At 72.8% G+C, this 12,217-nt stretch carries 11 protein-coding genes and 1 pseudogene; 2 read left to right on the plus strand and 10 right to left on the minus strand.

Annotated features, from left to right (window positions below; all coding sequences use genetic code 11):
- Positions 1–18: 18 nt before the first annotated feature.
- Both PZB77_RS26130 and PZB77_RS26135 read left to right on the plus strand, forming a co-directional pair.
- A complete protein-coding gene (locus PZB77_RS26130; RefSeq protein WP_275495077.1) occupies positions 19–909 on the plus strand; it encodes a diacylglycerol kinase in 891 nt (296 codons plus the stop codon).
- Between the two features lie 114 nt (positions 910–1,023).
- Positions 1,024–3,852, plus strand: a complete 2,829-nt coding sequence (locus PZB77_RS26135) for a DEAD/DEAH box helicase (RefSeq protein ID WP_275495078.1) — start codon at positions 1,024–1,026, stop codon at positions 3,850–3,852.
- Between the two features lie 86 nt (positions 3,853–3,938).
- On the opposite strand, the gene PZB77_RS26140 is transcribed toward PZB77_RS26135, so the two are convergent.
- The 10 genes and pseudogenes from PZB77_RS26140 to PZB77_RS26180 all read right to left on the minus strand — a co-directional run bounded on the left by PZB77_RS26140 (position 3,939) and on the right by PZB77_RS26180 (position 12,173).
- Complete coding sequence (locus PZB77_RS26140) at positions 3,939–4,388, minus strand: spore-associated protein (RefSeq protein ID WP_275495079.1); 450 nt, start codon at positions 4,386–4,388, stop codon at positions 3,939–3,941.
- A gap of 158 nt (positions 4,389–4,546) precedes the next feature.
- Positions 4,547–5,311: a hypothetical protein gene (locus PZB77_RS26145; RefSeq protein ID WP_275495080.1), complete on the minus strand. Its 765-nt coding sequence runs from the start codon at positions 5,309–5,311 to the stop codon at positions 4,547–4,549.
- Positions 5,312–5,722: 411 nt separating this feature from the next.
- Entirely contained in the window at positions 5,723–6,826 is a 1,104-nt protein-coding gene (locus tag PZB77_RS26150) for an LLM class flavin-dependent oxidoreductase (protein ID WP_275495081.1), read from the minus strand.
- Between the two features lie 183 nt (positions 6,827–7,009).
- Positions 7,010–7,225, minus strand: a complete 216-nt coding sequence (locus tag PZB77_RS31290; protein WP_343299912.1) for a hypothetical protein — start codon at positions 7,223–7,225, stop codon at positions 7,010–7,012.
- A gap of 49 nt (positions 7,226–7,274) precedes the next feature.
- Positions 7,275–7,367: pseudogene (locus PZB77_RS31295) on the minus strand (hypothetical protein); the annotation flags it as partial.
- 85 nt (positions 7,368–7,452) lie between these two features.
- On the minus strand, positions 7,453–7,965 hold the full coding sequence (locus PZB77_RS26160; protein WP_275495082.1) for an SPW repeat protein: 513 nt from the start codon (positions 7,963–7,965) through the stop codon (positions 7,453–7,455).
- 284 nt (positions 7,966–8,249) lie between these two features.
- Complete coding sequence (locus tag PZB77_RS26165) at positions 8,250–8,894, minus strand: fasciclin domain-containing protein (RefSeq protein ID WP_275496221.1); 645 nt, start codon at positions 8,892–8,894, stop codon at positions 8,250–8,252.
- A 144-nt stretch (positions 8,895–9,038) separates the two neighbouring features.
- Positions 9,039–10,607, minus strand: coding sequence for a molybdopterin-dependent oxidoreductase (locus PZB77_RS26170; RefSeq protein WP_275496222.1), 1,569 nt, complete (start codon positions 10,605–10,607; stop codon positions 9,039–9,041).
- A gap of 229 nt (positions 10,608–10,836) precedes the next feature.
- Positions 10,837–11,592 carry an anti-sigma factor gene (locus PZB77_RS26175; protein ID WP_275495083.1) on the minus strand — a complete coding sequence of 252 codons (756 nt, stop codon included), beginning with the start codon at positions 11,590–11,592 and terminating at the stop codon, positions 10,837–10,839.
- Positions 11,589–12,173 (minus strand): sigma-70 family RNA polymerase sigma factor, encoded by a 585-nt coding sequence (locus tag PZB77_RS26180; protein WP_275495084.1) that lies wholly within the window; start codon positions 12,171–12,173, stop codon positions 11,589–11,591. The genes PZB77_RS26175 and PZB77_RS26180 overlap by 4 nt, the downstream gene beginning before the upstream one ends.
- Between the last annotated feature and the right edge of the window lie 44 nt (positions 12,174–12,217).

Genomic DNA, 12,217 nt, shown 5'->3' on the forward strand with positions numbered 1-12,217 from the left:
CCTTGTAGGGTCCGGCGGGTGACCAGTGAGATCACCCTCTTCGTCAATCCCACCGCGGGAAGCGGCCGGGGCGCGCGTGCCGCGCAGCCGGCCGCTTCCGCGTTGCGGGACGCCGGATTCTCCGTACGGACCGTGCTCGGCGAGAACGCCGACGACGCCCTGCGCCGGGCGCGCGAGGCGGTGGCCGGGGGGACCGGTGCGCTGGTCGCGGTGGGCGGGGACGGCCTGGTCGCCCTCGCGCTCCAGGCACTGGCCGGAACCCGGACTCCGCTGGGGGTGGTCGCGGTGGGCACCGGCAACGACTTCGCCCGGACCCTCGGGCTGCCGGTGGGCGACCCGGCGGTGGCGGGGCGGCTGGCCGCCGACGCACTGAAGCGGGAGCGGATACGCACCCTCGACCTCGGCCGGGCCGGCGACCGGTGGTTCGGCACCGTGCTGGCGTCCGGCTTCGACTCCCGGGTCAACGACCGCGGCAACCGGATGCGCTGGGCCCCCGGCCGCTTCAGGTACGACCTGGCCATCCTCGCCGAGCTGGCCACCTTCCGGCCGGTGCCGTACCGGATCCGGCTGGACGGCGGTGAGGAGCGCGAGATCGAGGCGACCCTGGTCGCCGTCGGCAACGGCACCTCGTACGGCGGCGGGATGCGGATCTGCGCGGACGCCGCGATGGACGACGGGCTCCTCGACGTGACCGTCGTCGGCGCCTGCAGCCGGACCACGCTGCTGAAGGTCTTCCCCCGCGTCTACCGGGGTACCCACCTCTCCCATCCCGCGGTCACCGTCCACCGCGCCGCCTCCGTCGAACTGGCCGCTCCCGGGACCACCGCCTACGCCGACGGCGAACCTCTGGGAGCGCTCCCGGTGAGGGCGGTGTGCGTACCGGGCGCCGTCCGCGTCCTCACGGACTGAGCCCCCGGGCCGGACCCGGGAGCACCTGCGGAAAAGGCGCCGGGAGAGCCGTGGATCCGGCCGGGAAAAAGGTCGCATGGAGTGTCGGAGGTGGCGGGTAGGCTCGTAGCCAAGATGACAGAGGACCTCTCACCAGCCGAGCGTTACCACGCCTCCCGCCTTCGCCAGGCCGAGATGGCCACCGCGCTGTGGCCCTTCCGCGAGATGTACGAGTTCGAACTCGACCCCTTCCAGATCGAGGCCTGCAAGGCACTGGAAGCGGGCAAGGGCGTGCTGGTCGCCGCCCCGACCGGCTCGGGCAAGACGATCGTCGGCGAGTTCGCGGTGCACCTCGCCCTGGAGCAGGGCCGCAAGTGCTTCTACACCACGCCGATCAAGGCGCTCTCCAACCAGAAGTTCGCCGATCTCGCCAAGCGCTACGGCGCCGACAAGGTCGGCCTGCTGACCGGTGACAACAGCGTCAACCCCGAGGCACCGGTGGTGGTCATGACCACCGAGGTCCTGCGGAACATGCTCTACGCGGGCTCCCAGTCCCTCACCGGTCTCGGGTACGTCGTGATGGACGAGGTGCACTACCTCTCCGACCGCTTCCGGGGCGCGGTCTGGGAGGAAGTGATCATCCACCTGCCCGAATCGGTGACGCTGGTCTCCCTCTCGGCGACCGTCTCCAACGCGGAGGAGTTCGGCGACTGGCTGGACACCGTGCGCGGCGACACCGAGGTGATCGTCTCCGAGGAGCGGCCGGTCCCGCTCTGGCAGCACGTGCTGGCCGGACGCCGGATGTACGACCTCTTCGAGGAGGAGACCGACCACGGCGGCCGCGGCTCCGGACGCCGGGAGACCAACCCCGACCTGATCCGGCTCGCCCGCTCGGAGAGCCAGGGCGGCTACAACCCGCGCGAGCGCCGGCGCGGCAAGATGGTGCGCGAGGCGGACCGCGAGCGCGAGCGCCGCCAGCGCAGCCGGATCTGGACGCCGTCCCGCCCCGAGGTCATCGACCGCCTCGACCACGAGGGACTGCTGCCCGCCATCACCTTCATCTTCAGCCGGGCGGCCTGCGAGGCGGCCGTGCAGCAGTGCCTCGCGGCCGGGTTGCGGCTCAACGACGAGGAGAAGCGCCGGACGGTACGGGAGATCGTCGAGGAGCGGACCGCCTCCATCCCCGGCGAGGACCTGCACGTCCTCGGGTACTACGAATGGCTCGAAGGGCTGGAGCGTGGCATCGCCGCGCACCACGCGGGCATGCTGCCGACCTTCAAGGAGGTCGTGGAGGAGCTGTTCGTCCGCGGGCTCGTCAAGGCCGTCTTCGCCACCGAGACCCTCGCCCTCGGCATCAACATGCCGGCACGCTCGGTGGTGCTGGAGAAGCTGGTCAAGTGGAACGGCGAGCAGCACGCGGACATCACGCCGGGCGAGTACACCCAGCTCACCGGCCGGGCCGGCCGCCGGGGCATCGACGTCGAGGGCCACGCCGTGGTGCTCTGGCAGCGCGGCCTGGACCCGGGTGCCCTGGCCGGCCTGGCGGGGACCCGCACCTACCCGCTCCGCTCCAGCTTCCGCCCCTCGTACAACATGGCGGTCAACCTGGTCCAGCAGTTCGGGCGGCACCGCTCGCGCGAGCTCCTGGAGACGTCCTTCGCGCAGTTCCAGGCGGACCGATCGGTCGTCGGGATCTCCCGTCAGGTGCAGAAGAACGAAGAGGGCCTGGAGGGGTACCGCGAGGGGATGACCTGCCACCTCGGGGACTTCGAGGAGTACGCCCGCCTGCGGCGGGAGCTCAAGGACCGTGAGACCGACCTGGCCAAGCAGGGCGCCTCGCAGCGCCGGGCCGCCGCCGCCTCGTCCCTGGAGAAGCTCAAGCCGGGCGACATCATCCACGTGCCGACCGGCAAGTTCGCCGGTCTGGCGCTGGTGCTGGACCCGGGGCTGCCCGCCGGGCGGGCCAACGGCCACCGGGGCTTCGAGCAGCACGACGGCCCCCGCCCGCTGGTGCTCACCGCCGAGCGCCAGGTCAAGCGGCTGGCGTCGATCGACTTCCCGGTGCCGGTGGAGGCCGTGGACCGGATGCGGGTGCCGAAGACGTTCAACGCCCGCTCGCCCCAGTCCCGCCGCGACCTCGCCTCCGCGCTGCGGACCAAGGCCGGCCACATCGTCCCGGAGCGCCACCGCAAGGGGCGCGCGGCGGCGGCCGACGACCGGGAGATCGCCCGTCTGCGCACCGAACTGCGGGCCCACCCCTGCCACGGCTGCGACGAACGCGAGGACCACGCGCGCTGGGCGGAGCGCTACCACCGGCTCAAGCGCGACACCCGGCAGCTGGAGAACCGCATCGAAGGGCGGACGAACACCATCGCCCGCACCTTCGACCGGATCGTCGCCCTGCTGACCGAGCTGGACTACCTGCGCTCCCACGAGGTCACCGAGCACGGCCGCCGACTGGCCAGGCTCTACGGCGAGCTCGACCTGCTGGCCAGCGAGTGCCTGCGCGACGGGGTCTGGGAGGGCCTCAACCCCGCCGAACTCGCGGCCTGCGTCTCGGCGTTGGTGTACGAGGCGCGGCAGGCCGACGACGCGGTGGCACCCAAGCTGCCGACCGGCCCGGCGAAGACCGCCCTGGCCGAGATGGTCCGCATCTGGGGCCGTCTCGACGCCCTGGAGGAGGACTTCAAGATCAACCAGACGGAAGGGGTCGGCCAGCGCGAACCCGACCTCGGCTTCGCGTGGGCGGTCTACATGTGGGCCTCCGGCCGCTCCCTGGACGAGGTGCTGCGCGAGGCCGAGATGCCCGCCGGCGACTTCGTCCGCTGGTGCAAGCAGGTCATCGACGTACTCGGCCAGGTCGCCGCGGCCGCCCCCCGCGAGGGGAGCACGGTCGCGAAGAACGCCCGCAAGGCCGTCGACGCGGTGCTCCGCGGAGTGGTGGCGTACAGCTCGGTGGGGTGAGGCGGCGCGCACGGACAGAGCGGGTCCGGGAGCACGGTGCTCCCGGACCCGCTCCGGCACTCAGCCCCCGAACCGGCCGTCCGGGGTCAGCGGACGGTGGTGGTCCGCTGCTCCCTCAGGGCCGCGCAGTTGGAGTTCTCCACCGACACGGACACGTTGGCGATGCCGCCGCCCCAGCTCACGCAGTGGCCCTTGCCGTAGACACGGACCGGACCGGCGTACGAGGTGTAGTTGCCGTAGTCGTCGGCCCACTCGTCGGTGTCGGGCACGTAGACGTACGCGGAGACGTTCGTGGCGGCGCCCGGGTTGGTGCGGATGGTCGCGACGCAGTTCTTGCCGTTCGACGCGTTGTACGTCAGGTAGACGGTGCCCAGCGAACCGATCGCCGCGGAGTTCACCGTCTTGTAGGCCGCGCCGCAGACCCCCTGCGGTGTGACGTTGGGCGCGGCCTGGGCAGTGGCGCCGAACGCCGCCGTGGTGCCCACCAGGAGCGCGGTCAACGCCCCGGCAGCCGCGACATTACGCGTGAATCCCATAATTTCCCCCTTGTGACTCCAGGAGCGTTTGCTCCCACTTGATGTGACCCTCGAACGCCACGGATGGTTGCACGGGGTGCACAGGGAGATATCGGGAAGCGGCCCGCCCCGCCCGGAAGCCGCGGAGGGACGCGCCCGGAGCGCGTCGGCCTCCCGCCTCAGCGGTGACGTTTCTCCAGCAGGGAGCGCCGGGCGGCCCGGGTACGCAGAACCCGGTAGTGGAGAGCGTCGAAGGGCCTGGGGGCATAGCGCCAGGGCAGGGCGTTCAGATGGCCGTCGACGTGGCGGAACTGTGCCACGGCCTCGCGGTAGCGCCCCTGCCGCACGAGGAAGTAGCCCACGAGGTGGCGCACGTACGGCAGCCTGGGGTGGTCGTCCGGTGCTGCCGCCAAGTCCGAAAGCGCGGCCTCGACCATGGCCCGCGCCTGCGGTGACTCGAAGGCCGCGGCGGACGGCCGCATGTCGTTGTTCTCGAACCAGGCGATCAGTGGGAGGACCGCCAGAAGGCTCCCGGCGGGCGCGTTCTCGGCAGCCTTCTCCGCGAAGTCGCGTGCGGTCTGCTGGGAGCCGTGCCACTTCGCGCACCAGTACTGCAAGGCGCTGACGTGTGCGTCGAAGTGGTGGGGAGCGCGCTCGGTTATCTCGCGCCAGAGCAGATGCATGTCGCGGTTGCGGTAGCTGAGTCCCATCGCCCGCCAGATACCGGCGATGTGGGGCGTGGGGTCCGCCGGGTTGAGCCGGGCGGCCCGGGCGAGGTCGTCGTGGGAGTCCCACGGCGCCTGGTGGAAGCGCGCGAACCTCGCCCGGGGTGCGACGTTCGCCCGCATCCGCCCCCGGAGCTTCCACGCGTACGCGATCCGGAACCGCGCGCGGACCAGCGCCGCGTCGGGGTCGTCGGGCCGGGCGGCCTCCCACGCCCGCAACCACCCGTCCCCCGAGCGGGCCGCGACCCGGCCGAGCACGTCGCTGTCAAGGCCCGCCGCTCCCAGTCCTCACCCGCCCCGGCCAGGAGCCGCGCCGCCGGCTCCCACTTCCGACGCCGGGCCGCTGCGACGGCCTTCCGCAACGCGGGTTCAGGACCCGCCAGTCGGCGGGTCTGCCACCTCAGCGGGAGGAGGCAGAACCAGAACAGGCAGACGACCGCCACCAGGACGAGGAACGACACCGCGATGACCCCCAGAAGATTTCCCGCGCGCAGGGAGACGGGAAGACCCGCGCTCCCCGTCGGCGTGGGCGGGGCGACACGTCGGTCCGACGCACCCGGCGGTCACACCGAATGATCATCGTAGGGGTGTTCTCCCGCCGGCGCGGCAGCGCCTCGGCCCCACCGGGGGTCAGGCGGCCGCGTTCCGCGCCGCGTCCCGCTTGGCGACTTCCTCCCGCACGATCGGGATGACGTGGCGGCCGAAGTCGATCGCGTCGTCGAGCAGGTCGTATCCCCGGGCGGACAGGATCTCGACGCCGAGGTCGTAGTAGTCCAGCAGGGCTTGGGCGACCGTCTCAGGAGTACCCACCAGGGCCGTCGAGTTGCCGGCACCGCCGGTCTCCGCCGAGGTCGGCGTCCAGAGCGCGCGATCGTGGCGCTCACCCCGCTCCGCGACGGCGAGCAGCCGCTGCGAACCCGCGTTCTGGGGGGCGGTCAGCGGGTGCCGGCGGCTCACGGGGCCGCCCGCCGTGCGGGCCTTGATCCGGTCGAGCGTCCGGTGCGCCTTCTCCCAGGCGAGCTCCTCGGTCGGGGCGATGATCGGGCGGAACGCCACCTGGATCTTCGGCACGTCGGTGCGGCCCGCCGCCTTCGCCGCGGCCTTGACCGATGCGATCTGCTCCGCGGTCTCGGCGAGGGGTTCGCCCCAGAGGCAGTAGATGTCGGCCTCGGCGCCCCCGGCCGCGTACGCCGCCGGGGACGAGCCCCCGAACGAGACCTGCGGGTGCGGCTGCTGGAGGGGGAAGATGTCGCTGACGAAGTCGTGGAAGCGGTAGTGGGTGCCCTCGTGGTCGAAGGGTTCGTGCGAGGTCCAGGCCCGCTTGATGATGCGGATCGCCTCCCGGGTGCGGGCGTACCGCTCGTCCTTGGTGAGGAAGTCGCCCTCGCGCTGCTGCTCGTGGTCGTTGCCGCCGGTGATGAAGTGGACCGCGAGGCGGCCGTCGCTGATCCGGTCGAGAGTGGCGAAGGTCTTCGCGGCGAACGTCGGGTACGAGACGTTGGGCCGGTGCGCGACGAGGATCTGCAGGCGGTCCGTACGGGCGGCGACGAAAGCGGCTGCCGGGGACGGGTCCGGGGAGCCGGAGCCGTACGCGAAGAGCACCCGGTCCCAGCCGTGGTCCTCGTGCGCGCGGGCCAGCCTGAGCGTGTACTCCTTGTCGAAGGACGCTCCCGAGCGGGGCGTCACTTCGGAACCGTCGTTGGTCGCGGCGATGCCGAGGAACTCTACGGGCATGGCGAAGCCTCATCTTCTGCTGCGGGGGCAACCGGCCGGACGGCGCGGCGCTGTCGTGCTGACGGAGAAGCAGTCAGGGACGACAGGACGCCGACCACACCCGACCGAAGTCGATGTGGTCGCGGGTGACCAGCCGCAGCTGAGGACGCATCCGCCGAGTCCACCAGCCGCACCGGTCCCGCGTCAACAGGGTGTCCGACGGGTGGGCGGCCCGGCGCCGCGGGGACGTGCGGTGCGGCGCGGGTGGGGGCGGACGGGTTCGGCTGTCGGCCGCCCGTCGCCGTACCAGTCCAGGCGCAGGGCGAGCCCACTCAGCCCGGCGGTGCGCACCACCCGGTCGCCGTCCACCGGGAGCGGTACGTGGAGCGACTCGGTCCAACGGGCCAGGATCGCGCTCATCTGGTGCACGGCAGCCGCGAGCGACCCGGTCGCCGCCGCGACCGGGTCGGTGTCCCCGCCGACGTCGCCGGAACCGGCCGAAGGGGTCGGGGAGGTCGAGCCCGTCCCGTTCGAGAAGGGACTCCGCCACGAGCACGGCCATCGGTGTGTCGCCCGTCGCCTCGCCGGGGCCCCAGCCGCAGCCCCCCGCACATCGTGCCGGCGCCGTCAGGGAACGTGCGGGGTTCTCAGCCCCGGGAAGCCCGTGAGGCCTGTCCGGCCCGTGAAGCCCGGCTTCCCCGTGCGCCGCGCTTCTTCATGGACGCGGCCGCGCAGATCACTCCCAGGACCACGGCGAGCCCGCCGATGATCACGTTGTTCAGGATCACGCCCAGATCGGGGCCGCTGCCCACGATCCATGGCGCGACGATCATCCAGGCACCCATCGCGCAGATGGCCCAGCTCAGCCCGTACATCCGCGAGGGCGACGCGGTGAAGCCGAGGCCCAGGACCGCGAGGGCGATGCCGATGACCAGGTTGTGCTGGACCAGGGAGGGCTGGCTCGACGTGAAGTGGAGCACCCAGGGGGAGACCGCGCAGTACAGACCGAGGAGGAAGACCGGTGCGTCCACGAGGGCCACGTCACGGCCCCCGAGCGTGCGGTCGTAGCGCTCCCGCATCTCCGGGAGGTCCGGATGATCCGCCATGTCGGCGGACGAGTCGGCACGGGTGCCGGCACGGGTGTGAGAGAGGTCGGACATGAGTCGTCTCCTTTTCTGTCCCGTGGGCCCGCCCGCCTCCGGCCCGAACTGGACGGAACGCCTGGTACGGACGGTGCCTCTCACCCCATGGTGCTCTTATCTCCCATTTACGCGGAGAGGTCCGGGGCGGGCCGGCCGCGCTTATCGCGGTGCACCCTCGGCCCGTAGGGAGCGCACCGCGATGAGCGCGGCCGACCCGTTCGGACCGGAAGAGGGCTCGGCGGGCGGTGGTCCCGCCGGCCAAGCCCTCCCCGGGGGCCCGGCCCAGCGGGCCGGGGCGGCGACTACATGGGCGGCATGAGGACCGAGTCGACGATGTAGACCGTGGCGTTGGCCGTCCGGACGTTGCCGCAGACGATCTTCGCGCTGTCGTTCACGGTGTAGGTCATGTCCGAGCCGGACGTCGTCAGCTTGCTCTTCTCCAGCGTCGCGAAGGAGCCGTTCGGCAGCTGCTTCGGAGCGATCTTCTCGCCGACCACGTGGTAGGTGAGGACCTTGGTCAGCTGCTCCTTGTCGGCGAGCAGCTTCTCCAGGTCGGCCTTCGGGACCTTGGCGAACGCCTCGTTGGTCGGCGCGAACACCGTGATGTTCTCGGCGTTGTTCAGCGTGTCGACCAGACCGGCCGCCTTGACCGCGGTGACCAGGGTCGCGAGGTCGGGGTTGTTCGACGCGGCGGTGGCGACCGGGTCCTGCGCCATGCCGTCGAAGGAGCCCGCACCGTCCTGCGGCACGGAGGAACAGGCGGGGCCGAAGGGCTGGTCCGGGGAGGCCGAGTCGCCCGTGGAGGCGCTGGCCGAGGCCGACTTGTCGGGCGCGGAGCCGGCGGCCGAGTCCTTGCTGTCCGAGGAGGAGCAGGCCGTCAGGGCCAGCGGCAGGACGGCGGCGGCCGCGACGGCGACGGCGAGACGACGGAGGTGCGGGTGGTTCAGGGTGTTCACGGTGTTCTCCTGGTGGGAAGGGTGATGCGGGGTCCGGGCGGTTCAGCGGCCCGGACGCGTCGGTAGGGAGCGAAGGGGTGGGGCGACCGCGGCCGAGGGAACTCTCCGGCCGCGGAGGGAAGTGGTGACGGGGGCTCAGGACACGTCGACCACCACCGAATGCCAGCCGGTCGCACCGTCGGGGACGGTGCCGGTGCGGTCGGCGGTCTGGGTGGCGCCGGTACCGTCCGTCGCGCGGACTTCGAGGGTGTGGTGGCCGGAGGTGGCGGGCCACTCCCACACCCACTGGCGCCAGGTGTCCCGGCCGTCCTCGGCACCCAGGCGAGCGGTGTGCCAGTCGCCGCCGTCCACCCGGACCTCGACCCGGGAGATGCCCCGGTGCTGGGCCCAGGCGACACCGCCGACCGGCACGGTGCCGGGCTTCGGCGAGGCGAAGGGGCGCGGGGTGTCGATCCGCGACTCCGTCTTGATCGGCGCTTCCGGTGCCCAACTCCGCTTGACCCAGTAGGCGTCGTAGGCGTCGAAGGTGGTGAGCTCGATCTCCTCGATCCACTTGCAGGCGGAGACGTAGCCGTACAGACCCGGTACGAGCATCCGCACCGGGAAGCCGTGCTCGAACGGCAGCGGTTCGCCGTTCATGCCGAGGGCGAGCATCGCGTCGCGGCCGTCCAGGACGGTCTCGACCGGGGTGCCCAGCGTCATCCCGTCCACCGAGCGCGAGACCAGCTGGTCGGCCGGGCCGCCCTCGGAGGGGGCCTTCACCCCGGCCTCGCGCAGCAGGTCCGCCAGCCGGACCCCGACCCACCGGGCGTTGCCGATGTACGGGCCCCCGACCTCGTTGGACACACAGGCCAGGGTGATGTCCCGCTCGACCGTCGGCCGGCGCAGCAGGTCGTGGTAGCCGAGGGTGAGCGGGCGGGTGACGCCCTTGCCGTGGATGCGCAGCCGCCAGCGGCCGGCGTCCACGCGGGGCACCACCAGCGCGGTGTCCACCCGGTAGAAGCTCCCGTTCGGGGTGAAGTAGGAGCTCACTCCCCGGACCCCGAGGTCCGTGCCCGAGGGAACGGCGGGGGCCGGCGAGCCGGCCACCGGCAGAGTGATCTCCGCGCGCGAGGCGGAGGCCCCGGCCTGTACGGAGGCGGCGAGGCGCCGCCCCGCGTACCCCGCACCGGCCGAGGCCGCCGCCGCGGAGGTGGCGGCGATCACGAAGCCGCGCCGGTCGAAACCGGCCGCCCCGCCCCGGGGAGCCCCGTCCCCGGGAGCCCCGTCCCCGGCCGCCGTCTCCCCAGCCGCGGGAGACGGGACCGGGGCCGGGGCCAGCCGCCCGGCCAGGAGATACAGCACTCCCGCGGCGACCACCGCCCCCACCACCGAGGGCAGCGCGTCGGCCGGGACGCCCTCGGGCCGTCCCACCGCCGCCACCGCCCCGACGAGACCGAAGACCAGCACGGCCGAGGCCCCGACGCGCCGGTGCCGCAGCGCCAGGACCCCCACCGCCAGCGCGAAGAGCGCCAGCAGCACGAGGATGCCGAGGCGCAGCACCAGCTTGTCGTCCGTGCCGAAGTTGCGTACGGCGAACTCCTTCACGGCCGGGGGAGTGCGGTCGACGACCGCACTCCCCACCGCCGTGACCGGTCCCGCCTCGGGACGGACGACCGCCGCGACCAACTCCCCGACGCACAGGGCGCAGAATGCGGCGATCACTCCGGCGAGCGCGCCCAGGGCGGCGCGCGCCCGGCCGGATCGCCGGGCCCCCGAGGCCCTCCGCGGTCGTGTGTCGTTCAGGTCTGCTGTCACACCAGGGATTCGGCGCCGAACGCCGCGCGGATGGGTCGTTCACCCGAACGGTTCACATCCGGACTCGCATTGACCCCGTGGAGCCTTGCGCGCGACGGCCCGGACCCCGGTGAGGGCAGGCGCGTGACGGCCCCGGTCAGGCGGTCGGGAAGTCCATCAGCGCCAGCGGCGCGGAGGTGGGCCGCGCCGAACCGCCCGCCGGCTCGACGGTGATGCCCATCCCCGACGCGCCGCCCACCGGACCGTCCAGGAGTACGGAGGCGGTCGCCGCGTCCGGGTCCATCAGCCCGGCCGGACGCATCGTCCCACCGTCGTCGAACCAGAGTTCGTAGACCTTGCCCCGCGGCGGCCGGGCCATGCCGGAGGCGAGGAAGACCGCCCGGTCCACGCTCGCCGAGACCACCACCGTGCCGCGCGCCCCGGCCACCGGCCCGCCCGCCGCCGTCTTCGCGTCGGGCGCGGCGAGCACGCGCGCCAGCAGCTCGTTCTGGCGCTGGGTGTGGTCGGCCTCCTGCCGTGCGTCCCGCGCCAGCTGGTTCTGCCACACCGCGACCCCGCCGAGGGCCGCCGCCGCCGCGAGGCAGGCCGCCAGCGCGTAGCGGGACCAGCGTCCGGGCCGTCCGGGGACCACCGTCGTCGGGGCGGGAACGCCGTGACCCGGTGACTCCTGACGGACCGTCGTGATTCTGCGCAGCACCTCCTCGCGCATGCCGCGCGGGGGAGAGGTGGAGACCGCGAGGGCGAGTCGGGACGCCGTGGCGGAGAGCTCCGCCACCTCCTGGGCGCACGCCCCGCACTCCGCGAGATGGCGCTCGAACGCGCGGCGCTCGTCCTCGGGGAGGGCGTGCAGCGCGTACGCACCGGTCAGCGTGTGGAGTTCGGCCGTGCTCACGCGCTCACCCCCAGGCAGTCGCGCATCCGGATCAGCCCGTCGCGCAGGCGTGTCTTCACCGTTCCCAGCGGGACGGCGAGGAGTTCGCCCACCTCACGGTAGGTCAGGCCCCGGTAGTACGCCAGGGTCACCGACTCGCGCTGGAGCTCGGACAGGGTCCGCAGGCAGCGGCGCACCTGTTCGCGCTCCAGCCGGATCTCGACCTGCTCGGTGACCTCGTCGTAGGCGGGAGTGCGGTCCAGCAGGGCGGCCCGGTGCTCCCGGGCGGCCGACGCCTCCGCCGAGCGGACACGGTCCACGGCCCGGTGATGGGCGAGCGTCAGCACCCAGTTCATGGCGCTGCCCCGGGACGGCTGGTAGCGCGGCGCGGTCCGCCACACCTCCACCAGCACCTCCTGGGTGACCTCCTCGGACTGGGCCGGGTCCCTCAGTACGGTCCGGACCAGGCCCAGGACGGGCCCGCAGATCGCGTCGTGGACCTGGGCGAACGCGCCCTGGTCACCCCGGGCGACCTGGACCAGCAGGTCCTGGAGATCGGGTCCGGCCGAGGGCACGGGGCCGATGTACACGGCTTCTTTCAACGCGGCTTCCTCCCAGGAGGCTCATGGAGTACCACCTGATTCGG

Origin of the sequence: Streptomyces sp. AM 2-1-1 (genome assembly GCF_029167645.1) — a bacterium.
Classification (GTDB): Bacteria; Actinomycetota; Actinomycetes; order Streptomycetales; family Streptomycetaceae; genus Streptomyces.